General features: G+C 67.4%; 24 protein-coding genes. 18 read left to right on the top strand and 6 right to left on the bottom strand.

Translation table 11 applies throughout. From position 1 onward, the window contains the following. Positions 1–31 precede the first annotated feature (31 nt). From ACOI2T_RS11920 to ACOI2T_RS11890, 7 genes are read left to right on the top strand one after another with little or no spacing between them, the layout of a single operon-like run. Complete coding sequence (locus ACOI2T_RS11920; RefSeq protein WP_409501365.1) at positions 32–694, top strand: amino acid ABC transporter permease; 663 nt, start codon at positions 32–34, stop codon at positions 692–694. Next, the gene (locus tag ACOI2T_RS11915; RefSeq protein WP_409501364.1) at positions 694–1,401 is read left to right on the top strand and encodes an amino acid ABC transporter permease; all 708 of its coding nucleotides are present in this window, start codon (positions 694–696) and stop codon (positions 1,399–1,401) included. The genes ACOI2T_RS11920 and ACOI2T_RS11915 overlap by 1 nt, the downstream gene beginning before the upstream one ends. Further along, positions 1,398–2,126, top strand: coding sequence for an amino acid ABC transporter ATP-binding protein (locus ACOI2T_RS11910; RefSeq protein WP_409501363.1), 729 nt, complete (start codon positions 1,398–1,400; stop codon positions 2,124–2,126). Before ACOI2T_RS11915 ends, ACOI2T_RS11910 begins: the two co-directional genes overlap by 4 nt. Beyond that, the gene (locus ACOI2T_RS11905) at positions 2,127–3,716 is read left to right on the top strand and encodes an N-acyl-D-amino-acid deacylase family protein (protein ID WP_409501362.1); all 1,590 of its coding nucleotides are present in this window, start codon (positions 2,127–2,129) and stop codon (positions 3,714–3,716) included. Between the two features lie 37 nt (positions 3,717–3,753). After that, a complete protein-coding gene (locus ACOI2T_RS11900) occupies positions 3,754–4,890 on the top strand; it encodes a mandelate racemase/muconate lactonizing enzyme family protein (RefSeq protein ID WP_409501361.1) in 1,137 nt (378 codons plus the stop codon). Then, positions 4,887–5,495 carry a bifunctional 4-hydroxy-2-oxoglutarate aldolase/2-dehydro-3-deoxy-phosphogluconate aldolase gene (locus ACOI2T_RS11895; protein WP_409501360.1) on the top strand — a complete coding sequence of 203 codons (609 nt, stop codon included), beginning with the start codon at positions 4,887–4,889 and terminating at the stop codon, positions 5,493–5,495. Before ACOI2T_RS11900 ends, ACOI2T_RS11895 begins: the two co-directional genes overlap by 4 nt. Positions 5,496–5,497: 2 nt before the next feature. Next, complete coding sequence (locus ACOI2T_RS11890) at positions 5,498–6,451, top strand: sugar kinase (RefSeq protein WP_409501359.1); 954 nt, start codon at positions 5,498–5,500, stop codon at positions 6,449–6,451. On the opposite strand, the gene ACOI2T_RS11885 is transcribed toward ACOI2T_RS11890, so the two are convergent. Next, on the bottom strand, positions 6,448–7,065 hold the full coding sequence (locus ACOI2T_RS11885) for a mycothiol-dependent nitroreductase Rv2466c family protein (RefSeq protein ID WP_067847406.1): 618 nt from the start codon (positions 7,063–7,065) through the stop codon (positions 6,448–6,450). The two genes, ACOI2T_RS11890 and ACOI2T_RS11885, sit on opposite strands and share 4 nt — an antisense overlap. Positions 7,066–7,263: 198 nt before the next feature. Between ACOI2T_RS11885 and ACOI2T_RS11880 the strand changes: the two genes are divergently transcribed. The 7 genes from ACOI2T_RS11880 to ACOI2T_RS11850 all read left to right on the top strand — a co-directional run bounded on the left by ACOI2T_RS11880 (position 7,264) and on the right by ACOI2T_RS11850 (position 16,524). Next, complete coding sequence (locus ACOI2T_RS11880; protein ID WP_409501358.1) at positions 7,264–9,267, top strand: S8 family serine peptidase; 2,004 nt, start codon at positions 7,264–7,266, stop codon at positions 9,265–9,267. After that, complete coding sequence (locus ACOI2T_RS11875) at positions 9,264–10,580, top strand: MBL fold metallo-hydrolase (RefSeq protein ID WP_409501357.1); 1,317 nt, start codon at positions 9,264–9,266, stop codon at positions 10,578–10,580. The genes ACOI2T_RS11880 and ACOI2T_RS11875 overlap by 4 nt, the downstream gene beginning before the upstream one ends. A 9-nt stretch (positions 10,581–10,589) precedes the next feature. Further along, complete coding sequence (locus tag ACOI2T_RS11870) at positions 10,590–12,083, top strand: tyrosinase family protein (RefSeq protein WP_409501356.1); 1,494 nt, start codon at positions 10,590–10,592, stop codon at positions 12,081–12,083. Beyond that, positions 12,083–12,868 (top strand): copper chaperone, encoded by a 786-nt coding sequence (locus ACOI2T_RS11865; RefSeq protein ID WP_409501355.1) that lies wholly within the window; start codon positions 12,083–12,085, stop codon positions 12,866–12,868. The genes ACOI2T_RS11870 and ACOI2T_RS11865 overlap by 1 nt, the downstream gene beginning before the upstream one ends. Positions 12,869–13,013: 145 nt before the next feature. Beyond that, positions 13,014–13,397 carry a DUF732 domain-containing protein gene (locus ACOI2T_RS11860; RefSeq protein WP_409501354.1) on the top strand — a complete coding sequence of 128 codons (384 nt, stop codon included), beginning with the start codon at positions 13,014–13,016 and terminating at the stop codon, positions 13,395–13,397. A gap of 37 nt (positions 13,398–13,434) precedes the next feature. Beyond that, entirely contained in the window at positions 13,435–16,005 is a 2,571-nt protein-coding gene (gene pepN / locus ACOI2T_RS11855) for an aminopeptidase N (RefSeq protein ID WP_409501353.1), read from the top strand. Between the two features lie 174 nt (positions 16,006–16,179). After that, positions 16,180–16,524 (top strand): HNH endonuclease, encoded by a 345-nt coding sequence (locus tag ACOI2T_RS11850; RefSeq protein WP_409501352.1) that lies wholly within the window; start codon positions 16,180–16,182, stop codon positions 16,522–16,524. A gap of 102 nt (positions 16,525–16,626) precedes the next feature. Here the strand turns inward: ACOI2T_RS11850 and ACOI2T_RS11845 are convergent, their stop codons facing one another. Genes ACOI2T_RS11845 through ACOI2T_RS11835 form a run of 3 tightly spaced genes read right to left on the bottom strand, consistent with a single transcriptional unit; the run spans position 16,627 to position 18,029 of the window. Next, positions 16,627–17,112, bottom strand: coding sequence for a DUF5130 domain-containing protein (locus tag ACOI2T_RS11845; protein WP_067847429.1), 486 nt, complete (start codon positions 17,110–17,112; stop codon positions 16,627–16,629). Continuing rightward, positions 17,099–17,332 carry an aa3-type cytochrome oxidase subunit CtaJ gene (gene ctaJ, locus ACOI2T_RS11840; RefSeq protein ID WP_067847432.1) on the bottom strand — a complete coding sequence of 78 codons (234 nt, stop codon included), beginning with the start codon at positions 17,330–17,332 and terminating at the stop codon, positions 17,099–17,101. Before ctaJ ends, ACOI2T_RS11845 begins: the two co-directional genes overlap by 14 nt. A gap of 52 nt (positions 17,333–17,384) precedes the next feature. Continuing rightward, the gene (locus ACOI2T_RS11835) at positions 17,385–18,029 is read right to left on the bottom strand and encodes an HNH endonuclease (RefSeq protein WP_067847435.1); all 645 of its coding nucleotides are present in this window, start codon (positions 18,027–18,029) and stop codon (positions 17,385–17,387) included. Between the two features lie 195 nt (positions 18,030–18,224). On the opposite strand from ACOI2T_RS11835, the gene ACOI2T_RS11830 reads away from it, so the two are divergent. From ACOI2T_RS11830 to ACOI2T_RS11815, 4 genes are read left to right on the top strand one after another with little or no spacing between them, the layout of a single operon-like run. After that, positions 18,225–19,124 (top strand): alpha/beta hydrolase fold domain-containing protein, encoded by a 900-nt coding sequence (locus ACOI2T_RS11830; RefSeq protein ID WP_409501351.1) that lies wholly within the window; start codon positions 18,225–18,227, stop codon positions 19,122–19,124. Further along, on the top strand, positions 19,121–20,188 hold the full coding sequence (locus tag ACOI2T_RS11825; protein ID WP_409501350.1) for a quercetin 2,3-dioxygenase: 1,068 nt from the start codon (positions 19,121–19,123) through the stop codon (positions 20,186–20,188). Before ACOI2T_RS11830 ends, ACOI2T_RS11825 begins: the two co-directional genes overlap by 4 nt. Positions 20,189–20,196: 8 nt before the next feature. After that, positions 20,197–20,601, top strand: coding sequence for a globin (locus ACOI2T_RS11820; protein ID WP_084356558.1), 405 nt, complete (start codon positions 20,197–20,199; stop codon positions 20,599–20,601). Continuing rightward, positions 20,601–22,139 carry a glycoside hydrolase family 13 protein gene (locus ACOI2T_RS11815; protein ID WP_409501349.1) on the top strand — a complete coding sequence of 513 codons (1,539 nt, stop codon included), beginning with the start codon at positions 20,601–20,603 and terminating at the stop codon, positions 22,137–22,139. Before ACOI2T_RS11820 ends, ACOI2T_RS11815 begins: the two co-directional genes overlap by 1 nt. Positions 22,140–22,207: 68 nt before the next feature. Here the strand turns inward: ACOI2T_RS11815 and ACOI2T_RS11810 are convergent, their stop codons facing one another. After that, the gene (locus ACOI2T_RS11810; protein WP_409501348.1) at positions 22,208–22,861 is read right to left on the bottom strand and encodes a DUF8185 domain-containing protein; all 654 of its coding nucleotides are present in this window, start codon (positions 22,859–22,861) and stop codon (positions 22,208–22,210) included. Next, a complete protein-coding gene (locus ACOI2T_RS11805; protein ID WP_409501885.1) occupies positions 22,858–23,220 on the bottom strand; it encodes an acyl-CoA thioesterase in 363 nt (120 codons plus the stop codon). Before ACOI2T_RS11805 ends, ACOI2T_RS11810 begins: the two co-directional genes overlap by 4 nt. Positions 23,221–23,236 lie beyond the last annotated feature (16 nt).

The raw sequence follows: 23,236 nt of genomic DNA, 5'->3' as shown, positions 1-23,236 counted from the left end.
CGCTGCATCCCAACATCTTTCAGGACAACACATGCAGCTTTACTACGGGGACCTGATCCCCTACCTCCCGGCACTGCTCAAAGGTCTCGCGGTCAGCATCGGGGTGAGCCTGGTCGCCGCGATTGTCGGCGGCGCATTCGGAATCCTGCTCTACGCCGGGCGCACCTCCCGGGTGAGTGTCTTCCGGGCCGCGTCGTCGGCCTACATCGAGATCATCCGCAACACCCCACTGCTGTTGCAGCTCTACCTCGTCTACTTCGCGCTGCCGCAGGCGGGCGTCAACCTCGACCCGGTCGCGGCGGGCATCCTCGCGCTCAGCATCAACAACGCGGCATACATGGCCGAGATCTATCGCGCCGGCTTTCAGTCCGTACCCGCCGGCCTGCGCGAAGCGGGCGCGGCGCTCGGGCTCAGCCCACGTGACACGTTCTGGCGTGTGCTGTTTCCACCGGCAATGCGAAATGTCCTGCCGGCCATCACCAATCAAACCATCCTGCTGTTTCTGGCCTCGTCGATCACGTCGGTCGTATCCCTGCCCGACCTGATGCACGTGATGATGGGAATCACCTCGACCACGTTCCGCACCATCGAGGCGTTCACCGTCGGCGGCCTGCTCTACTTCGCGGTCGCATTCCTCATCGCGAGCCTGTCGCGAATCGTCGAAACCCGGTTCATCAAGTGGAAGGTGGCGTGATGTTCGAGGGACTCGGCACCCAACATCTGTCATTGATCTGGCACGGGGCGCTTGTGACGCTCCAGATATGCACGCTGTCAGTCCTTTTCGGCGGCGTCCTGGGAATCGTCATCGGGCTGATGTCCACCGGCCCCATCCGCACCCTGCGATGGGTGGCCGCCATCTACGTCGCGGTAATCCGCGGCATCCCGGTGTTGCTGATCATCTTCTTCGTCTACTTCGGAATACCGCTGCTGGCCCCCGGAAGCAGCCTCTCGGAGTACTGGGCCGCCGTCATCGCGCTGTCGGTGTTCGCGTCGGCCTACATCGGCGAGCTCGTGCGTGGCAGCATCCAAGCGGTCCCCCGCGGGCAGTTCGAGGCCGCCGACGCACTCGGATTGTCCTACGCGCAACGCATGCGGTGGGTCATCCTGCCGCAGGCAGCACGGGTGATCGTGCCACCCGGTGTCGGTTTCCTGGTGATCCTGATCAAAGACAGCTCGCTCGTCGCGGTCATCGGGCTCATCGAGCTGACCCGCGCGGGCAATGTCGTGAGCTCGCTGACCGCCGATCCGATCACCACCTACCTCATCGTCGGGGCCGGCTATTTCGTCATCTGCTACGCGCTTTCGTCCCTGGGCCGCCGCTACGAACGACGGCTCGGCATTCACGTCAAGGCGCCCGCGGTCGGCGACACCCTCACCCTCACCACAGGAGCGAACAAATGATCGATGTCGATGGACTGCGGCTGAGCTTCGGCGACACCGAAGTGCTGCACGGGGTTTCGTGCCGGGTGGCCGAACGCGAAGTCGTGTGCATCATCGGCGCGTCGGGTTCGGGCAAGAGCACGCTGTTGCGCTGCATGAACGGCCTGGAACGGCCGTCGCACGGCACGATCGTGATCAACGGGCACACGTTAGGGCCGCAGGAGAAGACCGCCGACCTGGCCGTGGTGCGCCGTGACGTGGGCATGGTGTTCCAGCATTTCAACCTGTTCCCGCACATGACCGTCATCGAGAACATCGCGCTCGCGCCGCGACGGGTGCTGGGGCGCACCAAGACCGATGCCGAGGAACGAGCCCGCACGCTGCTGGGGCGAGTCGGTCTGGCCGACAAGGCCGACGTCTATCCCGATTCGCTGTCGGGCGGCCAGAAGCAACGCGTGGCCATCGCCCGGGCGCTCGCCATGGACCCGAAGATCATGCTGTTCGACGAACCGACCTCAGCGCTGGACCCCGAGATCGTCGGCGAGGTGCTTGCGGTGATGAAAGACCTGGCCGCCGACGGCATGACGATGGTCGTGGTGACCCACGAGATGGGATTCGCCCGTGAGGTCTCCGACCGGGTGATGTACATGGACAAGGGCATGATCGTCGAAACGGCCAGTCCGGCATCGCTGTTCAGTTCACCGCAGGAAACCCGTACCCGGGAGTTCCTGAGCAAGGTGCTCTGAATGCCTGCCCTGGACTACCTGCTGACGGGTGCCGAGATCGTCGATGGAACCGGGACTCCCCCGCGCCGTGCCGATGTCGGCCTGCGTGGGGACCGCATCGCCTTCGTCGGGTTGTCGCCGGACGTGCGGGCGATCAGCACGCTCGACTGCACCGGCATGATCATCACGCCCGGGCTGATCGATCCGCACAGCCACAGCGACTGGTCGGTGCTGGGCAATCCCGACGCGTTGAGCACGATCCACCAGGGTGTCACGACTGAGGTGGTCGGCAATTGTGGTGTCACCTATGCCCCGATCGGCGAGGACGACGTCGACCCGACTGCAGGCGCGCTGCGGGCCATGGGTTACGACGGCCCGGTCGATTGGCGCAGCTTCGGTGACCTCGTGCAGCGGGTGCACTCCGGTCCGACGGCCCAGAACCTCATGTGGTTCGTCGGGCACACCGCGATTCGCTCCGCCGCGCGGTCGGCCGACGACCAACTCCGAGCGCAGGTCCGCCTGCTCGAGGAGTCGATGGAGGCCGGCGCGATCGGTTTCACGAGCGGGCTGGAGTACGGTTCAGGACGTTTCGCGCCGACCGAGGAACTCGTGACGCTCGCCTCGGTGGTCGGCAGGCACGACGGCATGTATGCCAGCCACATCCGGAATCGCGACGCCGGTCTCGACACCGCCGTGGACGAGTTCTTCGCCGTCGTCGACGGCGGTGGCGTGCGGGCTCAGCTGTCGCACCTCAACGTGCGCCATGACACCGGGGCCGAACAAGGCGCCTGGGAGCGCGCGGCCGAACGCGTGGTCACCGAACGACAGCGCGGAACCGATGTGCTGGCCGACATGACCCCCTACCCGCACGGCATCGGCATGGCCACCGGATTGCTGCCGGCATGGCTGGCCGAACGCCCCGGCGCCGAGGCCGCCGAGCTGCTCAAGGACCGAGAAGTCCGCGACCGGGTGCGCCGCGACAGCGACCGCTACTGGCGGTTCGTGCACCGCGGCCAATGGCACCGCGTGCGGCTCGGTGTCAGTCCAGCCCATCCCGACTGGGAAGGCCTGTCGTTCCCCGAGATCGCCGAGAAGCACGGCGCCGACGAATGGGAGTGCCTGTTCGACATCCTCACCGCGGCAGGCGCCGACATGGGCAGCGTGCAGCTGATCGGCGACCTGTTCACCGCGGGCCATCTCGCCGAGGCGATCGCGCACGACCACTTCCTGCTCGGGGTCGACGCGTTCACCACATGCCGGCACGGCGCGCTCGAGGGCCGGACCCGCAATCCGCTGTTCTACCACGGGCATACGCATTACCTGGCTCATCATGTGCCCGCACGCACGCTGTCGCTGGAGACGGCCATCCACAAGATGACCGGGATGGTCGCCGAACACTTCGGCATGCGCGACCGGGGTGAACTGCGCGAGGGCGCGTTCGCCGATGTCGTCGTATTCGATCCGGCGGTAATCGACCGCACCGACACCTGGACGCTGCCGACCCGATACGCCGACGCCGCACGCCACGTCTGGGTGAACGGCGTACCCGTCGTCACCGACGCCACCCACACGGGCCGCAGGCCCGGACTCATGCTCACCCACCGGCCGTGACCGCACGGCCATATCATCCCGAGGAGTACCAAACCACATGAAAATCACCGGCATTCAGACGTGCGGGCTGCGCGGCGCCACCCCGGAAGGGGGCTGGTCCAACGAACTGCGTCCCGACGACGTCGTGCACACCCTGGTCGCCGTCCACACCGACAGCGGCCAGGTGGGCATCGGCAGTGCCTTCACGACCGAGGGTTTGGTGGCCGCCGCCGTGGATGTTCTTGCACCGCAACTGATCGGGCAGAGTGCACTGGAAGCCGAGCGGCTCACCGAGACACTGCACCAGAGCGCGTTCTGGATGGGGCGCGGCGGTTCCTTGACCCACGCGACCAGCGCCATCGACATCGCGCTGTGGGATCTGGCCGGCCAGGCGCTCGGTCAACCGGTAGGGCGGCTGCTCGGTGGCCGCTATCGGGACCGGGTCCGCCCGTACGCCTCGGTGCTCATGGACGAGGCGCCGGTCATGACCGAAAACCTGTCGCAGCTGGCGGATCAGGGCTTCACGGCGTTCAAGATCGGCTGGTGGAAGTTCGGCCGCGTGGACAGCGAGACCGACGAGCGCACGGTGGCCGCGGCCCGTGAAGCCGTCGGCGATCACATGCTGGCGGTCGACGCCGGTGGTTCAGAGGCCTTCTTCCCCGGCGGATTGTCGTGGGCCAAACGCACGGCCGACATGCTGGCCGATTACGGCGTCGCGTGGTTCGAGGAGGCGCTGGCACCCGACGACGTCGACGGTTTCGTGGAGTTGAGACGGCATTCCAAGGTGCCGATCAGTGGCGGCGAGGTGCTGACCCGTCGGCAGACGTTCCTCCCGTTCCTCGATGCGGGGGCCTTCGACATCGTGCAACCCGACACCACCAAAGGCGGCGGCCTGAGCGAATCCCGACGGATCGGCTGGGCCGCGCAGGACCGCGGGGTGCGGCTCATCCCGCACGGCTGGAACACCGCGATCGGCCTGGCCGCCGATCTGCACCTGGCCTCGGCACTGGCCGCGACCGACTTCGTCGAGTACAAGACCGGATCGGCCTACATCGACGAACTCGTCAGCGGCGGGTGGGATCTCGACAACGACGGCATGCTCGCGGTGCCGGACGGGCCCGGGCTCGGCGTCACCCTGGACCGAACCGCTCTGGAGCGCTACGGCACTCACCCGACGTTCGCCGATGCGCGATGAGTGAGGTGTTCGATCACCGCGTGATCCCGCTGGCGACCGTGCAGGAGCCGAGTCACATCGACGTGATCGGCGACGGACTCGTCGACGGCGGCCTGCCCGTGGTCGAGGTCGGGATGCGCGGCGCGCACGGCCTCGACGCGATCCGCCGGCTGTCGGCGCGCGGCGACCTCCTGGTCGGCGCCGGAACCGTCCGCACCGTGCCCCAAGCCCGCGAGGTGATCGATGCGGGCGCACAGTTCGTGGTGTCGCCCGGTCTGGACGACGACGTGGTCCGGTTCGTGACGGATGCCGGGCTGCCCATCATTCCAGGTGTGCTCAGCCCGACCGAAGTGGGTGCCGCGGCACGTCTCGGTCTGCGTCGGGTCAAGCTGTTCCCGGCCACGGCCGTCGATGCCTCGGCTCTGCTCAGCGCCTACGCCGCGGTGTTTCCCGACGTCCGGTTCATGCCGTCGGCCGGTGTCACGGCCGCTTCCATGGCCGGATTCCTGTCCCAGCAGGCGGTTTTCGCCGTGAGCGGCAGCTGGATCACCGCACGCGCGGCCGACGGTGCTGCCGCGGTCGCCGCCGCGGCTCGAGACGCGGTCGCCGTGGCCGCGGGGGTGTGACGATGAGTTTCGACGTCGTCGCGATCGGTGAGAGTCTCGGGCTGCTGACCGCACCACGGCCCGGCCGCCTGCACCACAACCCCGCGCTGCGCCTGGGATTCGGTGGCGCGGAAAGCAACGTCGCCATCGGTGTCGCCCGCCTGGGCGGGTCGGCGGCCTGGATCGGGCGGATCGGCGCGGACAGTCTCGGAGAGTTGATTCTGCGCGAACTGCGCGCCGAGGCCGTCCACACCTTCCCGGCGCTCGACCACGACGCCGCGACGGCGCTCATGATCAAGGAGCGACCCCATCCGGGCGCATCGCAGATCAGTTACTACCGCCGCGGGCACGCCGGCAGCCGTCTGCAGCCCTGCGACATTCCGGCCACCGTCGTGGGCGACACGAAAATCCTTCACATCACCGGGATTTCAGCCGGACTGGGCAAAGCCCCGTTGGCCGCCGCGCACGCCGCGATAGACCTTGCCGCCGCGGCAGGCACCGTCGTGTCGTTCGACGTCAACCACCGCGACGCGCTGTGGGTCGACCGCGACGCCGCCGCGGCCGCCTACCGCGAGTTGGCGCGCCGAGCCGACATCGTGTTCGCCGGAGAGGACGAGGCACACCTGCTGACCGACGTCGAGACACCCGACCGGCAGCTCGACGCCCTGCTGGGCATGGGCGTCGAGTGTGCGGTGGTCAAGCGCGGCGCCCAGGGCGCCATCGCTGCGACCGTCGATTGGCGGCACTCGGCGCCTGCCGTGCCGGTACCGGTGGTGGACACCGTGGGCGCCGGTGACGCGTTCGTCGCCGGATGGCTCGCGGAGCGCGCCCGGTGCGCCGATCCGCGACAGTGTCTGGACACCGCGCTGGCCTGCGGGGCATTCGCCTGCACCGGCGAAGGCGACTGGGAATCCGCACCCACGCGCGACGACCTGCGGTGGCTACGCGAGGGTGCGGCGGACCCGGTGCGGCGTTAGTCGAATTCCGGGCGCTCGTTGCGGGTGCGCTTGAGCTCCCAGAAATGCGGATACGACGCGAACGTCACCGACGCGTCCCACAACTTGCCCGCCTCCTCACCGCGCGGGATGCGCGAGAGGACCGGGCCGAAGAACGCCACGCCGTTGACGTGGATGGTCGGTGTGCCGACGTCCTCACCCACCGCATCCATTCCGGCATGGTGGCTCTTGCGCAGGGCTTCGTCGTACTTGTCGGTCGTGGCGGCCTCGGCGAGTTCGGCGGGCAGGCCGACCTCCTCGAGGGACTGCGCGATCACCTCGTCGAAGTCCTTGTTTTCGAGATTGTGGATGCGAAAGCCCATCGCGGTGTAGAGCGGCGACAGGATCTCGGGGCCCTTGAGTTGCTCGGCGGCGATCGCGACCCGGACCGGACCCCAGGCCTTCTTCATCGCCTCTTGGTATTCCTCGGGCAGATCGCGGCCCTCGTTGAGCACGGCCAGGCTCATCACGTGGAACTGCACCTCGATGTCGCGCACCTTCTCGACTTCGAGGATCCAACGCGACGTGATCCAGCACCACGGGCACAGCGGGTCGAACCAGAAACCTGCGGTGTTCTTGCCATCCTTGTTGGCCATTCAACGCGTCCTCTCGATGCGAACTGGACAGAACTCCGTTCAGCACAACTCCATGCACCCCCACCCTGTTCCCGTCATCGGTGTCGCGCAACCGGCACGCGGTGTCGAAGCGGCGGAAAACGAGTAGTCAACTACTCATTCGCGCAGGCCTACTCCGGTTTTAACGTGACCTCACTCGGGTCGGCAGAGGAGGCACGCATGATCGGCGCCGATAGCAAACCGGTCGCGACCAGGCTGGCGCCCCGGGTCGAGGTGATCGCCGAGACCGCGCCGCAGACCAACCGGGCCAGGGCTCGCCAGTGTTCGTCGGTGGCGCTGGCCGCCACCGACTCCGGCGACACCATGATCAGCGTCTACGTCCACGTCGACGCCGAGCTCGACGAGACCAGCAAGAGCATCGTCACCGCGGCCCTCGCCGAAACCGCGCACCGGGTCAGATGGAAGTCCAACACCGCCATGGTCGAGGTCAGCACTCGCGATGTCGGCATGCTCGCGGGCATACCGGGAGTCGGTTACGTCGAAGCGGGGCTGAGCCTCAGTGCCCCCAAGCCTGTGCAGACCCGCGTCGACCGCGGCCCCGACGCCGGGCTGCGCCGGGTGACGAAATGCCAGCAGCAACACAAGAACGGCGAGGGTGTCCTCGTCGGCATCATCGACGTCAACGGATTCGATTTCTCGCATCCCGATTTCCTCGACAAGACGGGCCACACCCGCTTCGAGGCGATCTGGGACCAGGGCGGCGGCACCCGTCCCCCGCCACCGTCCCGGCGGGCCGGCGACAAGAGCGGTTTCGAGTACGGATCGTTGATCCGCAAGCGTCACATGGACGCGGCGATCGACGCCGCGAAGTCGGGGCGGATGGCGCCGACCGCGCTGGAGCCCCAGTCGCAGATGGTGCCGGGATCGCACGGCACGCACGTGGCGTCGATCGCCGCGGGCAACCGGGGCGTTGCGCGCAACGCCCGGTTGGCGGGCGTGCTGATCGACCTGGGTGATCGATCCGAGGAGTCTGCGAGCGGCTTCTACGATTCGACGCGCGTCACCGACGCCGTCGACTACCTGCTCGACCTCGCGGCCGAACTCGGCGGGGACGGCACGCCGTTGCCGGTGTCGATCAACATCAGCCTCGGCACCAACGGTCACGCGCACGACTCCACGAGCCCGACGGCTCAATGGATCGACCATGCGCTGTCGACCCGCGGCCGCAGCGTAGCGGTGGCCAGCGGCAACTCCGGGCAGACCGAGCAGGAAACCGCCGACGACCGCGGGTACATCAAGGGGCGCATCCATGCCAGTGGCACGCTGCGTGCCACCGGCCTGCGTCGGGACCTCTTCTGGATGGTGGAGGGCAGCGAGCACGTCGCCGACGTCTCGGAGAACGAGATGGAGATCTGGTATCAGGCCCAGGACAGGTTCGAGGTGGCGATACGGCCTCCCGGCGGCACGTGGAGCTCCTACATAAGACCCAACCGGCGCGCGGTCAACAAACGCCTCGGGGACGGCACACGCGTCAGCATCATCAATGAAACCTATTACCCGGCAAATGGTTTGAACCGGATCTCGATCATGCTCTCACCCCGATTCCCGGATCCGGTCGACGGCGTCGAACAGCGCCCGAAACCGATCACCGCCGGGCAGTGGACCGTGCGGTTGCGCGGAATCGTGGTGCGCGACGGATCGTTCGACGCCTGGATCGAACGCGACGACCCCCGCCGCAGGCCCGGCAGCGGGAATCTGTGGGATTTCCCGTCCTACTTCGGGCCGGGTTCCTACACCACCGACCGCATGATCAACTCGCTGGCCTGCCCGGACCGCGTGATCGCGGTGGCCAACATCGACGCCCATCGCGAGCAGGTCAACGTCAGTTCCAGTCGCGGACCCACCCGCGACGGCCGGTGCAAGCCCGACATCGGCGCCGACGGAACCGATGTCGTGGCCGCCTGCGGATTCCACCCCAGGAGCTTGTGGACCGCGATGACCGGCACCAGCATGGCCAGTCCGTACGTGTGCGGGGTGGCTGCCCTGATGCTGGCCGCGCACCCGTGGCTCACCGCGGCGCAGATTCAGGGCATCATCCGCGCGACGTCGACACCCCTCATCGGACACAACTTCGACTGGCGCAACGACTCCGGTTTCGGCTTGATCAACCCGGATGGCTGCGTCGAAGCCGCGGCCGGCTACAACGCGGAGGTCGCGAAATGAAACTGCATGCGTTCCACGCCACCGACGGCGACTGCCTGTTGCTCGAATCCGACGGCGGGAGAAGGGTACTCGTCGACGGCGGCCGCACCAAGAGCTTCGCCCAGTGCACCCAGCCCGTACTCGACGGGCTGGCGGCCGACGGCACGGCACTCGACCTCGTGGTGGTATCGCACATCGACGCCGATCACATCAGCGGCATCATCCCGTTGCTCGACGCCGTGGAGAAGTGGGCAAGTTTCGAGCACCAGGCCCAGGACGCCGAAGAACGCGACGGGCTGCGGCCGCCCAAGCTACCCAAACCGCCCGAGATCAAGGGTATCTGGCACAACTCATGGCGAAGCCAGCTCGGCAAGCTCGCCGACCCGGCAGGCAACCTGGCGCAGGCCGTCGCCTCGGCGGTCAACCTGGCATACGGCGCCGGCGACACCGACATCGGCGAACCCGCGCTCACGATGTCCAACCTCGCGACGAGCGTGCAGCAGGGTGAAGATCTCATGCTCAAGATCGAGGGCGCGCGCGTGCCGATCCCGTTCAATGAGCCGTTCGGCGGAATGGTGTTGCTGCGCAGCCCGATTCACGTCGAGAAGCTGGGCACGCTCAAGCTCAGCGTCCTCGGACCGGCCAAGAAGCACATCACCGAGCTACGCAAGAAGTTCCAGGTTCTCGTCGACGCCGTCCCGCAGCATGGACGGGATGCGGGCCATGGCGATGGCCACGCACTCGACCTCGGCGGTATCCCGCTGGAGATGGCGCTCGAGGCGTCGCGCGCGTTGATCGACGATGTGACCGCCCGGGCCGAGATCATCAAAGAGGCCGACGCGTCAAAAGTGACCGTACCCAACCGCGCATCGATCATTCTGCTCGCCGAAGAGAACGGCAGCACGTGCCTGCTCACGGGTGACGCCGCCGAACCGGAGATCATCGACGGTCTCAAAGCCGCCAAACTCCTTGGCCGCGAACCATTCCGATGCAACGTGCTCAAGGTTCAGCATCACGGCGCCGAACACAACGTCAGCGCCGAGTTCACCGAGCGCGTCCTGGCCGATCATTACGTGCTCAGCGGTGACGGCGCATCGGGAAATCCGAACCCGTCGGTGGTGCGCACCATCATCGAGACCCGCCTCGATGCCGACCCGTCGAAACCGTTCACCCTCTGGTTCACCACGTCGGCCACGAGGTCGAGCACCGATACCAAACGCGCCGTCATGCGCGACGCGATCGCCGAGGCCACCAAGGCCGAACAGGACCACCCCGACATGGTGTCCGTGCGCGTACTGGCCGACGACCAGAACTTCCACACGATCGAGTTTTGAGGTGACGTCATGAGAATTCGCAAGGACGTGTCGGCATTGACCACCGCGGCCGGCGCCGACTGGCCCGAGGAACTGACGAAGTACCGCGACGCGGTGGCGGCGATGCGACAGCTCGATCCGCCTGGCAACGGTAAACCCACCGATCCGCTGTCCTGGTCGTTTCAGGCGGCGATCCATGGCCGCAACCGGCCATCGGGCGGGCCGGACACGAGCAACCGGTTCTGGAGCAACTGCCAGCACGGCAGCTGGTTCTTTCTCGCGTGGCACCGGATGTATCTGAGCGCGTTCGAGACAATCGTGCAGCACTTCCTCGATGACGACGACTGGTCGCTGCCCTATTGGTACGCCATCGATCCCGACGACGAGGACAAGGCGGTGCTGCCGCCGGCCTTTCGAGAGAACACCCCGGGCAACGCGCTGTTCACCGAGATGCGTTCGGTGCCCGCCAATTCCGGCGATCCGCTGGCATTCGTCGAGCCGGGAAATCCGGCCCTGATCGAGGCCCTCGGTACCCCGTTGTTCAACACCGCCGACGGCATCCAGACCTTCGGCGGCGGCGAGCGCGCCACCCCGGCCTACAACGGCGGCGAGCAAGGTCTGCTCGAAGGCGTCCCCCACGGCCTGGTGCACGTGCTCGTCGGCAACGACTACGACGCCATCGGAAACCCGATTCGGTTCGGCTGGATGGGCAACTTCGGCACCGCCGCACTCGACCCGATCTTCTGGTTGCACCACTCGAACATCGACCGGCTGTGGCAGGTCTGGCTGGATGCCGACGACACCCATCGCAACCCGACCGGCGACCCGGCGTGGATGCGCACGAAGTTCTCGTTCCCCAAACCCGGTGGGGGCACTGTCACGTGGGAGATCGGCGACGTGCTGGACACCACCGCATTGGGCTACAAGTATGAGAACGTCAAGCCACCCAGCGGACTTGAGCCACCGGAGCCCGCGGGAGGAGGGCGAATCGATTTGGGTCTGGGTGAGGGCGAGCCGATACCGCCCCTGCCGCCGCAGGTGATCGGCGCGACAGTCGACGTGCCGATGGTGGGTGATGAGCGTGTCGACGTCGCGATGTCGCAACCCGCCGACATCGGACTCGGCGAACGCGCCGCGGCAGAGCGACTGCTGCTCCGGCTCGAAGGCATCACCGGGACTATCGCCGCGCCCGCCTACGACGTCTACATCGATGTGCCCGAGGGCGCCTCGCCGCCCGACTTCCCGGAACGCCGCGCCGGCACCCTAACCACCTTCGGGGTTCCCGAGGCCAGCCGTGGCACCGACGAGCACGACGGCACCGGACTGAACGCGGTTTTCGACATCTCCTCGGTACGCGACGCGCTCGCCGATGCCGGGCAGTGGGATCCGGCCAATCTGCGGGTCTCGTTCGTCCCGCTCGTCCCGTCCACCTCGAACCAGGCAGCTCTCGACGCGATCGCGGCGGGCGCGGCGCCCGTCACGCCGGATCTGCACGCGGCCCGGATCGTCGTCCTGGTCGCCTGATGGTCACGACGGCGGTCCACGACCGGCTGGCCCGTGCGCCGCAGACCTGGGTGTACGTCGTGGCTGGCGCGGCGATAGTGTTGCTGGTGGCCAACCACGTGGCCGGGTCGATGCCGCATCCGGTCGCGGCACCTGACCACCACGCGCACGGTCACCACATGCCCGGTGCGCCGATGCCGGATCAGGCAGCGAACACGCTCGCATCGACGTGGTTGTGGTGGACGGTGATGGCCGTGGCCATGATGTTCCCGCTGGCCGCGGCGGGCGCGCGCCGTATCGCGTTGGCAAGCCTTTGGCGCAGAAGGCATCTCGCCATCGGCGAGTACCTCGTCGGGTATCTGTCGGTGTGGGCGATCGCCGGTTTGGTCGCGATCGTCGCCGTCACGGCAGGGTGGCCGGACGGCGCACCGCCGCAAGCCGTTCCGGTGGCGTTGCTCATCGCCGCGCTGTGGCAGGTGTATCCGGTGCGCCGCAGGGCGCTGGCCCGGTGCCGAGGCAGCGGGTTCGTCAATGTGCGGGGATGGCGCGCCGACCGGGACTGCGTGGCCGACGGTTGGAATTACGGCACGAAGTGTCTGCTGACCTGTGGGCCGGTGATGGCGGTGATGGCTGTCGGGCACAGCCTGATCGTCATGGCCTGCGTCACAGTGCTGCTGCTGACCGAACGCGCCCGCGGCCCGAACCCGGCACAGCGCGCCGGCCGCCCCTTGGAGGCGGTCGCCCTCGTCGCTCTCGCGGGCGCCGTGTACGTCTGGGGTTTGAGCACCGAGATGCCGCTGCCCTGACACATATGGCGTCGAAACCGGGCACAGGAAACGCATAGTGTGCGGATCTTTACCGAATCGTGTTGCCACTGTGACCCTGGTAAACCAACGTTGCTCAAGGTACTAGAGCGCTCTGAGTGCTCTCCGTGACAACTGAGGAGAAATCATGATCGCTCGCACCGTCGTGCCGTTGATCGCAGCCGTCGCCGCCGCCGGGGTGTTGACCTCCGCACCCGCCAACGCCGACCCCGTCGACGACTCGTTTTTGAGCGCGCTCAACAACGCCGGCGTGGGGTACAACGATCCGGCCACTGCCGTCAACCTGGGCCAGCAGGTCTGCCCGATGCTGGTCGAGCCCGGCAAGAACTTCGCATCGGTCGCCACCAAGCTGCGCGGCGACGGCGGCCTGTCCCCCGAGATGGCGTCGTTCTTCGCCGGCATCGCCATCTCGATGTACTGCCCGCAGATGATGTCGCAGATCGGCGACGGCACCCTGTTGCGCATGCTGACGGTCCCCGGGCTGGGCGGGTTCACCGGGTTGCGCCCGTAGCCGGGCCCGACCCGCGGCCAGCCATTAGGTTGGACGGGTGGTACTTCCCAATCTCACTCGCGATCAGGCCATCGAGCGCGCGGCTCTGGTCACCGTCGACAACTACCGGATCGTCCTCGACCTCACCGACGGACAAGGCAAGCCGAGCGAGCGCACCTTCCGCTCGACGACGACCGTGGAGTTCACCGCGTTGGCCGGTGCTGACACCGTCATCGACCTCGCGGCCGCCAAGATCCACAGCGCGACGCTCAACGGCAAACCCATCGACGTATCGGCATATGACGAATCGACCGGTATCCCGCTCGTCGGGCTCGCCGAGAACAACGTCGTCGTGATCGACGCCGACTGCTTCTACTCCAACACCGGCGAGGGCCTGCACCGGTTCGTCGACCCCGTCGACGACGAGGTCTACCTGTATTCGCAGTTCGAAACCGCTGATGCGAAGCGCATGTTCGCGTGCTTCGACCAGCCCGACCTCAAGGCGACCTTCGACGTCGCGGTCACCGCGCCCCCGCACTGGGAGGTCATCTCGAACGGCGCGACGATCTCGGCCGAGGGCGGCACGCGCACCTTCGCCACGACTCCGCGGATGAGCACATACCTCGTCGCGTTGATCGCCGGCCCGTACGCGGTGTGGCGTGACGAGTACTCCGACGAACACGGCAAGATCCCGCTCGGCCTGTTCTGCCGCAAGTCGCTCGCCGAGTTCATGGACGCCGACCGGCTGTTCACCGAGACCAAGCAGGGTTTCGGCTTCTACCACGCCAACTTCGGCACCCCGTACGCGTTCGGCAAGTACGACCAGTTGTTCGTGCCGGAGTTCAACGCAGGCGCCATGGAGAACGCGGGTGCGGTGACCTTCCTGGAGGACTACGTCTTCCGGTCGAAGGTCACGCGCTACTCGTACGAGCGCCGGGCCGAGACCGTGCTGCACGAGATGGCGCACATGTGGTTCGGCGACCTCGTCACCATGACGTGGTGGGATGACCTGTGGCTCAACGAATCGTTCGCGACGTTCGCGTCGGTGCTGTGCCAGGCCGAGGCGACCGAGTACAAGCAGGCGTGGACGACGTTCGCCAACGTCGAGAAATCCTGGGCCTACCGGCAGGATCAGCTGCCCTCGACGCACCCGGTCGCCGCCGACATCCCCGACCTGGCCGCCGTGGAGGTGAACTTCGACGGAATCACCTACGCCAAGGGCGCTTCGGTGCTCAAGCAGCTCGTTGCCTACGTCGGGCTCGAGGAGTTCCTGGCCGGGCTGCGCGATTACTTCCGCGATCACGCCTTCGCAAACGCCACGTTCGGTGACCTGCTGGGCGCGCTGGAGAAGGCGTCCGGCCGCGACCTGTCGGGCTGGGGCCAACAGTGGCTCAAGACAACGGGTTTGAACACGTTGCGCGCCGACTTCGACGTCGACTCGTCCGGGGCGTTCACCCGCTTCGCGATCGCGCAGTCGGGCGCTGCCCCCGGCGCCGGTGAGACCCGGGTGCACCGCCTCGCGGTCGGCGTGTACGACGATGTGGACGGCAAGCTCGTGCGCGTACACCGCGAAGAGCTCGACGTCGAGGGCGAGTCGACGGAAGTCCCTGCGCTCGTTGGCGTTTCACGCGGCAAGCTGATCCTGGTCAACGACGACGACCTGACCTACTGCTCGCTGCGGCTCGACCCCGACTCGCTGTCGACCGTGCTGACCCGCATCGCCGACATCGCCGATTCGCTGCCCCGCACGCTGGCCTGGTCTGCGGCCTGGGAGATGACGCGCGAAGCCGAGATGAAGGCCCGCGATTTCGTGGCGCTGGTGACCGGCGGTATCCACGCCGAGTCCGAGGTCGGGGTGGCACAGCGGCTGCTGCTGCAGGCGCAAACCGCGCTCGGCGCATACGCCGATCCGGGGTGGGCCTACGCCGAGGGCTGGCCGGCCTTCGCCGACCGCCTGGTGGAATTGGCCCGCGGCGCCGAGCCCGGCTCCGATCACCAGCTCGCGTTCGTCAACGCGCTGACCACCTCGGTGCTGTCGACGCATCACGCGGTGTTGCTGGCCGATCTGCTCGACAAGGATCCGGGTTCGCTCGGCCTGCCCGGCCTCGTGGTCGACACCGACCTGCGGTGGCGCATCGTGACCGCGCTCGCCCGCTCCGGGCAGATCGACGCCGACGGTACCGAGACCCCGTTCATCGACGCCGAAGTGCAGCGCGACCCGACGGCGGCAGGCAAACGCCACGCCGCGGCGGCCTCTGCCGCGCGCCCGCAGGCAGCCGTCAAGGACGGGGCATGGGAGCAGGTGATCGAAGACGACACCATCGCCAACATCACCACCCGCGCGATCGTCGGCGGATTCGTGCAGCCCGGACAGGAGCAGCTGCTCGCGCCATTCCGGGACCGCTACTTCGGCGCGATCTCCGGGGTGTGGGAGCGGCGGTCCAGCGAGGTCGCCCAGACCGTCGTGATCGGGCTCTACCCGTCCTGGGACATCAGCCAGGACGGGCTCGATGCCGCCGACCGCTTCCTGTCCGATCCGGAGGTGCCACCCGCACTCCGCCGGCTCGTCCTGGAAGGCCGCGCCGGCGTCGAGCGCTCGCTCCGCGCCCGCGCCTTCGACGTGAGCTAGCAGGCTTGGCACCTGCGCGGGTCCCTTTGGCACCTGCGCGGGCCCCTTGGCGCCCGCGCGGGCCCCTTGGCGCCCGCGCGGGTTGGCTGGCACCGCGAGCGACCGTGTTTGTACAGCGACACGCCGTGATCGCTGTACAAACGCGGTCGCTCGCCGGGCTCATACGCTTGGCCCGTGGCGGTCAGTCGAACTCGTAGTGCCCGGTATTCGCGCAGGCGTAAGCGTCGGCTCGATGCCGTCGTCAACGACCTCACCGACGCGCAATGGGAAGCGATCAAGACCGCGTGGGGTGGGTGTGCCTACTGCTGCGCAACGGAGGGCCCGTTTCAGCGGGACTGCGTGATGGCGATATCGCGAGGCGGGCGCTACACCGTCGACAACGTGGTGCCCGCGTGCGCGTCATGCAATGCGAGCAAATGCAATGACGAGGTCACCGGGTGGCTGCGCCGCAAACGCCTCGACGAGCGGAAATTCTTGACGCGCTACGTGGAGATTCGTGCGAGCCTGATGGCGCTATAGCGCTGAGATGCGACGAGCGACCGTGTTTGTACGCCGATCACGGAGTGTCGGCGTACAAACACGGTCGCTCGCGGTGCAAGGCAAACAGCAAAGAAAACAGGCTCAGGCAGGTGAGACGCCGGCGGACAGCACGCGCACGGCGCTGATCAGCCCGTCGATCAGGTTGCCTTCCTTGAAGGACGCGGCGGCCGCCGAGACGCCGAGCGGTGCGGCCTCTTCGATGCCACGGCCTTTGACGTCGGCTCCGTAGACGACCTCGATCGCGTGCTGGTCGGGTGAGACCGCGAGCAGCACCGCGTTGTTGGGCGTCGGCACCTTGGCGAGGATCTCGCGGGCGGTCGCCGCGGTGTCCACGCCGAGCCCGCCGATGTAGACGGCGAACCGGGCCTTCGCCGCGCGCGACCCATACTTCAGGGCGTCGTCGAGCACGACGAGGTCCATGGTCGGGAACGGGTAGTGCACCGACAGCTCACCGGGTTCGGTGACGCCGGAGATCCGCCCGCTGGACGTCAGCGCGTAGCCGTAGGGCAGTTCGAGATCAGCGGGCGGGGCCGTCGCGAGTTCCGTTGTATGGCTACCACTTGCCACTTGCGCCGCCTCCGATCGTGACTCCGTGCGAATCGTGCCCTGCATGCCCGTGATCGCGGGGCTCCTCGGCGGCCCACAGGATCGGCTCGTGGGTCCACGGGTCGGACATCTTGTACGTGTCCGGGTGCGGTCCCTTACGGGTGAGGTAGATCAACGCCAGGACCGCGAACAACACCAGCGGAACCCCTCCGAGGAGGGAATGGGTAAGTGCTGTGCTCACGCGCAAACCGTATCAGTCGCGATGTGTCGGCGCGCCGACAGTAAGGCGTCCGTCACGCCGCGCCCTCGCCGAGATAGCGCACCCAGGCCGGGTCGAGCTCTTTGATGGTCGACAGCAAGCGCCAATGCTGACCTTTGGGCGGCATCGGCACCGCCCGCAGCGTCCACCCGAGCTCGGCCAGCAGGTGGTCGGCCTTGCGGTGGTTGCACGACGCACACGCCGCGACGCAGTTCTCCCACGAATGCTCACCGCCGCGGCTGCGCGGCACCACGTGGTCGACGGTGTCGGCCCGGCCGCCGCAGTAGGCGCAGCGAAACCGGTCGCGGTGCATCAGCGCCGCACGGGTCATCGGGATGCGGGCCCGGTAGGGCACCCGCACGAACGTGCGCAGCCGGATCACCGACGGGACGACGATCGTCCTGGTCGCCGAGTGGATGAGCGGGCCTGCGGGGTCGTCATGGACGACGTCGGCTTTACCGCACATCAACATGATGACCGCGCGGCGCAGCGGCAGCGCGGTCAGCGGTTCGTAGGTCGAATTGAGCAGGAGAACCCGGCGGCGACCCCACAGTGACGCTTCGGGATTGCTCGTCGCGAAGGTTTCGACGCTGTGCAGCGGGCGGTTCGGCGCGTGAGGTCCCGATGGGCCGGATAAGTGACCGGTCCGTCGTGAGTGGCCTTTTTTGCTGTGCGCCATAGAGCCTCCGAGGACACAGTCCACCACGGATCTCGTGCAATCGCACGACAATTCTGAGTGAGTTTCCTGGGCGGTTGAGTGAACACCGCATGACGAATCTGTTAGACTGGCTAACGCAGTCGCACTTGGGAGGGCCTTACAACCGCGTCAGCGGCAACCCAGGCCCGGGCACTGCATCTGTAGGAGTGATCCCCTTTGGACACCCGAACCTCCACGCATGAGTTCGCCCCCGGCCTGTTCATCGACATCGTCAAACCTGCGTCGACAACCGAACCGCACCCCGCGATCATCTGGTTGCACGGCGGAGGCTGGCGACTCGGCGACCGCACCGGCCGCCCCGACCTGAACCGGCACTTCGCCGTCCACGGCTACGTGATGGCCAGCATCGACTACCGGCTGGCGCCCGCGACGCGACATCCTGGTCAACTTCACGATGTCCGGGCCGCCGTGCGCTGGCTGCGCACGCACGCCGACGCACACCACGTCGATCCCGACCGCATCGGATTGTGGGGGTCTTCGGCGGGCGGCCACCTGGCCGCACTGGCCGGCGTGCATTCCCACGTCGTGCAGTTTCCCGGCGAAACGCCCACGCCGACCAGCGCAGCCGTGCAGGCCGTCGTCGACGGCTATGGTCCTGCGGACCTGACCGCCACCGCGAAACCCGAGGCGACCGACACGCCCGAGGCGGCGCTCCTGGGTGGCGCCATCCGCGACTGGCTCGACGCAGCCCGCGATGCGAGCCCCGCATTGCAGGTCGCCTCTGCCGCGCCGCCGTTTCTGATCATGCACGGGGCCGATGACGATCTCGTTCCGCCCGCGCACAGCGAGGCGCTCTACGACGCGCTCGCCGCGCACGGTGCCGAGGCCGCGTTGTATGTGATCGACGGGTTCGGGCACGGGTTCTTCAATCCCGGCGAGGTGCTGGAGTTGGGCCCCGGACAGGCTCTCGACCAGGGCCACCTGGATCGCGACCCGAACGCAACCGCGCGGATACGCGCCACCCCAGCGCTACGCAGCCTTGCCGAGGACCACCCGTCGGCATCGTTCAGCGCCGTCGAAACCTTCTTCGCCCGCACCCTGAAAGCAGCATCATGACCACGTTCGACGTCCCGTCCATCGACGAAGTCCAATCCGCGCCACCTCAGCGCGACACCCTGCCCGGCCGATGCCTGCCCTACTACGTGTCCGCCGGAGAGGGGCAACGGTATGAGCTCGGCGGTCAGCTCGTCACCGTCATCGCCAGGCCCGAGGACACCGGTGGGCAGTTCGGCGCGGCCTACGTCTACGGCGGCAAAGGCGTCGAGACCCCGTTTTTCACCCACGACCACGAACACCGCTTCCTCTACGTCACCGACGGAGCGCTGCAACTGTGGTTGCCTGGCGAAACGCAGCGGCTGATCTCCGGCGACAGCGTCACGATTCCGGCAGGCACACCGTACGCGTACCGGATGTTGGCGCACCGCAACCGGTTTCTGAGTTGGCTGACGGTCGGCGACGCGCACCGGTGGGCCCAAGCCAGCGGTACCGCCACGGCGTCGCACGTGTTCGACGCGACTGCCCGCGCGTCGACCGCCCGCCAGTCCGAACTGGCCGAGCGGTTCGGTGTGCGCATTCTCGATCTGGAGAAGAAGGTCCTGCCTGCTGTGACCGGCACGACGCTGCCGCGCAACGCGTCACCGTATGTGCTGTTCGCCGGTGAGGGCGACCGTTGGGCCGGCGTCGACGAACTCAACACCTACCTGGCCCGGCCGCACAACACCGACGGCAACTACTTCGCCGTGCACACCATCGGCGCCAAGACGGCGTACATCCCCCGCCATTTCCACCGCGAGCACACCGAGAACTTCTTCTGTCTCGAGGGCCGGTTGCTGCTGCATGTCAACGGGCAGGAGATCCTGCTCACCAAGGGCGACTTCGTGCACGCGCCGGCAGGCACCGTCCACGCGTTCGCGTTCGACAGCCACAACACCCAGATGCTGGGACTGCTCACGACCGGGGTGTTCGAGAAGTTCTTCGAATACATGAACACGCCCACCGACGCGCACATCCACGTCGAGGGAAGCGGCAAGGAGTTTCCCGCCGCGGGGTTTGCCCGTGCCAGGGCCGAGCTGGACCTGGAGGTCGTCGGCCCACCACCGGAACGCGGCGCCCGCGGTTGATCGGCACAATGGAGGGTGTGACGGCCGCTCAACGATCCTTCTACGACGAAGTCGGTGGCCACGACACGTTCCGCGCCATCGTGTCGAGGTTCTACCAACTGGTGCGCGAGGACGAGATCCTGCATCCGCTGTATCCCGAGGACGATTTCGACGGCGCTGAGGAGCGCCTGCGAATGTTCCTCGAGCAGTACTGGGGCGGGCCGCGGACCTATTCCGATCAGCGTGGCCATCCGCGGTTGCGGATGCGGCATGCCCCGTTCCGCATCGGCTACCTCGAACGCGACGCCTGGCTGCGGAACATGCACATCGCGGTCGGTGAGATCGATTCCGCGACGCTCGACGACCCGCATCGCAAGGCGTTGCTGGATTATCTGGAGATGGCCGCGGACTCGATGGTCAACTCGGCGTTCTGATGGCCGAGTGGTGGTCGCAGGCCGTGTTCTACCAGGCCTACCCGCGCTCGTTTCGCGACAGCAACGGGGACGGCGTCGGGGACCTCGACGGGATACGGGCCGAACTCGACTACTTGTCGGCGCTCGGAGTCAACGCCTTGTGGCTCAATCCCGTGATGGTGTCGCCGATGGCCGACCACGGCTACGACGTCGCCGACCCGCGCGACGTCGATCCCCTGTTCGGTGATCTGGAGTCCCTGGACCGATTGCTCGACGCGGCGCACGCCCGAGGCATCCGCGTGACGATGGATCTGGTGCCCAACCACACCAGCTCGGCTCATCCGTGGTTCGTCGAAGCGTTGGCCAACCCGGGCCGCCGCGATCGCTACATCTTCCGCGACGGCCTCGGGCCCGACGGTGCGACACCACCCAACAACTGGGTGTCGGTGTTCGGCGGCCCGGCGTGGACGCGCGTCACCGAACCCGACGGCACACCCGGGCAGTGGTATCTCCACTTGTTCGATCCTGGACAGCCGGATCTGAACTGGGAAAACCCCGAGGTGTTCGAGGATCTGGAGAAGACGCTGCGGTTCTGGCTGGACCGTGGGGTCGACGGGTTCCGCATCGACGTCGCCCATGGCATGGCCAAGCCGCCCGACCTGCCGGACATGTCGGTGACCGACACCGCGCTGCTGCGCAACAGCGACGACGACCCCCGCTTCGACAACGACAGCGTGCACGACATCCACCGGTTCATCCGCACGGTGCTCGACGACTATCCGGGCGCCGTGGCGATCGGCGAGGTGTGGGTGCACGGCAACGAGCGCTTCGCCCGCTACCTGCGGCCCGACGAGCTGCACCTGGGGTTCAACTTCCGGTTGGTACAAGCAGAATTCGACGCGACCGAGATCCGCGACGCGATCGACAACGCGATGGCCGCGGCGGCCCTTGAGGGTGCGACGCCGACGTGGACGCTGTCCAACCACGACGTGGAACGTGAGGTCACCCGCTACGGCGGCGGCCCGCTCGGCCTGGCGCGGGCTCGCGCGATGGCACTGGTGATGCTCGCGCTGCCGGGCGCGATGTTCATCTACAACGGCGAGGAACTCGGCCTGGCCAACGTCGACCTGCCCGACGAGGTCCTGCAGGATCCGGTTTGGGAACGGTCCGGACATACCGAGCGCGGCCGCGACGGGTGCCGGGTGCCGATGCCGTGGTCGGGTACCGCGCCGCCGTTCGGCTTCTCCACCACCGCCGACACCTGGCTGCCGATGCCCGAGGACTGGGCCACGTTGACCGTCGAACACGAGCTTGCCGACCCGGCTTCCACCTTGAACTTCTACCGTGAGGCCGTGCAATTGCGTTCCGGCCGTGCCGAATTCGACGGCGACGGCATCGAATGGCTCGACGCGGCAACGTTCCGGCGGCCCGGCGGGCTGGTATGCGCACTCAACACCGGACCCGATCCCCTGCCGTTGCCCGCCGGTGAGATCCTGTTGGCCAGCGGTCCGCTCACCGGTGGCGTGCTGCCGCCCGACACCGCGGTGTGGGTGGTCTGATCCCCCGCCCAACAGACGCGTAGGTACCCGAGAACGAGCGTTCTTGGGTACCAACGCGTCTGCTCGCGCTAGAGAAGTAAGGCCGGGTCGCCGCCGCGGCGCCGGTACACCGAACCGAAACGCGCGTCGATTCGCAGCCACGCCGGATGCGCACGCACCCGCACGATCTCGTCGGCGCTGACCTCGTCACCCGACTGGGGCAGGAAACCCATTGCCGTCAAGGCGAATACACATCGCATCGGAATGCCCACACTGACGTCGTCCGCGCTGACACCGACCACCTCCTGGTCCAGCAGCGACGCCGGCGGGCCGTGGGCGCTGCTGTGCTCCCTGGCGAGCGCGATGCCCTGCTGTGCCAGGTCGAGCATCACCCGGGCCGGGACGTCGTCGAGATGGGCGAACCCGGCCTCGGGCGGTAACCCGCCGCGCCACGCCGAATCCATCGGAAAGCCCGGATCCACATAGCCGCCAGGCGCCGACAATCCCGCCGCGAGGGCATCGGCCCCCGCCGACAGGTCGGACGGCCGCACCCGCGCCGACACCACGCGGCTGGCAAGCACGTCGAAACCCGTTGCCACCCAAGCCACCACGAGCTCGGGAGCACGCTCACGCAATCTGACCACTGCGGCCTCGTCGAGACGGAGTGCGCGTTCGACGAACGCCATCAGATCCTCGCGATGACGCGGATCCTCCACCCAGAGGCCGCGTTCGGGGGCGGTCATCGCAGATGGTGCTCTAAATATGCGCGTTGTGCGGGTGACAGTCGTTGCAGCCGTTGCTCTTCGATGTGCACGGCAGCCAGTTGCGTTTCGGCGATCACCGAAGGCTTCGAGTCCGGCGCGGCGGCCACCGACCGCACCTCGTAACCGATCGTGAAGTCGACCGCACGCACCCGCTTCGACCACATGGTCACCTGCAGCGGGGAATCCACGAGCCGCAACTGTCCTTTGTAGACGATGTTGACCTCGGCGATGAGCAGGCCGATGGTCGTGATCTCCTCGCCGAAAGGCTCACGCAGGAACGGTATCCGGGCCTCTTCGAGGATGGTCACCATGGTGGCGTGGTTGATGTGCTGGTACATGTCGATGTCGGACCAG

Origin of the sequence: Mycolicibacterium wolinskyi str. Jessa 2025, from assembly GCF_049241375.1 — a bacterium.
In the GTDB taxonomy this organism is placed as follows: domain Bacteria; phylum Actinomycetota; class Actinomycetes; order Mycobacteriales; family Mycobacteriaceae; genus Mycobacterium; species Mycobacterium wolinskyi.
This window is presented reverse-complemented; position numbering and strand designations above follow the sequence as displayed.

Excerpts from the sequence above, each read along its gene's own strand:
- ACOI2T_RS11920 (WP_409501365.1), top strand. The coding sequence starts at position 32 with ATGCAGCTTTACTACGGGGACCTGATCCCCTACCTCCCGGCACTGCTC.
- ACOI2T_RS11915 (WP_409501364.1), top strand. The coding sequence starts at position 694 with ATGTTCGAGGGACTCGGCACCCAACATCTGTCATTGATCTGGCACGGG.
- ACOI2T_RS11910 (WP_409501363.1), top strand. The coding sequence starts at position 1,398 with ATGATCGATGTCGATGGACTGCGGCTGAGCTTCGGCGACACCGAAGTG.
- ACOI2T_RS11905 (WP_409501362.1), top strand. The coding sequence starts at position 2,127 with ATGCCTGCCCTGGACTACCTGCTGACGGGTGCCGAGATCGTCGATGGA.
- ACOI2T_RS11900 (WP_409501361.1), top strand. The coding sequence starts at position 3,754 with ATGAAAATCACCGGCATTCAGACGTGCGGGCTGCGCGGCGCCACCCCG.
- ACOI2T_RS11895 (WP_409501360.1), top strand. The coding sequence starts at position 4,887 with ATGAGTGAGGTGTTCGATCACCGCGTGATCCCGCTGGCGACCGTGCAG.
- ACOI2T_RS11890 (WP_409501359.1), top strand. The coding sequence starts at position 5,498 with ATGAGTTTCGACGTCGTCGCGATCGGTGAGAGTCTCGGGCTGCTGACC.
- ACOI2T_RS11885 (WP_067847406.1), bottom strand. The coding sequence starts at position 7,065 with ATGGCCAACAAGGATGGCAAGAACACCGCAGGTTTCTGGTTCGACCCG.
- ACOI2T_RS11880 (WP_409501358.1), top strand. The coding sequence starts at position 7,264 with ATGATCGGCGCCGATAGCAAACCGGTCGCGACCAGGCTGGCGCCCCGG.
- ACOI2T_RS11875 (WP_409501357.1), top strand. The coding sequence starts at position 9,264 with ATGAAACTGCATGCGTTCCACGCCACCGACGGCGACTGCCTGTTGCTC.
- ACOI2T_RS11870 (WP_409501356.1), top strand. The coding sequence starts at position 10,590 with ATGAGAATTCGCAAGGACGTGTCGGCATTGACCACCGCGGCCGGCGCC.
- ACOI2T_RS11865 (WP_409501355.1), top strand. The coding sequence starts at position 12,083 with ATGGTCACGACGGCGGTCCACGACCGGCTGGCCCGTGCGCCGCAGACC.
- ACOI2T_RS11860 (WP_409501354.1), top strand. The coding sequence starts at position 13,014 with ATGATCGCTCGCACCGTCGTGCCGTTGATCGCAGCCGTCGCCGCCGCC.
- ACOI2T_RS11835 (WP_067847435.1), bottom strand. The coding sequence starts at position 18,029 with ATGGCGCACAGCAAAAAAGGCCACTCACGACGGACCGGTCACTTATCC.
- ACOI2T_RS11825 (WP_409501350.1), top strand. The coding sequence starts at position 19,121 with ATGACCACGTTCGACGTCCCGTCCATCGACGAAGTCCAATCCGCGCCA.
- ACOI2T_RS11820 (WP_084356558.1), top strand. The coding sequence starts at position 20,197 with ATGGAGGGTGTGACGGCCGCTCAACGATCCTTCTACGACGAAGTCGGT.
- ACOI2T_RS11815 (WP_409501349.1), top strand. The coding sequence starts at position 20,601 with ATGGCCGAGTGGTGGTCGCAGGCCGTGTTCTACCAGGCCTACCCGCGC.
- ACOI2T_RS11810 (WP_409501348.1), bottom strand. The coding sequence starts at position 22,861 with ATGACCGCCCCCGAACGCGGCCTCTGGGTGGAGGATCCGCGTCATCGC.
- ACOI2T_RS11805 (WP_409501885.1), bottom strand. The coding sequence starts at position 23,220 with ATGTACCAGCACATCAACCACGCCACCATGGTGACCATCCTCGAAGAG.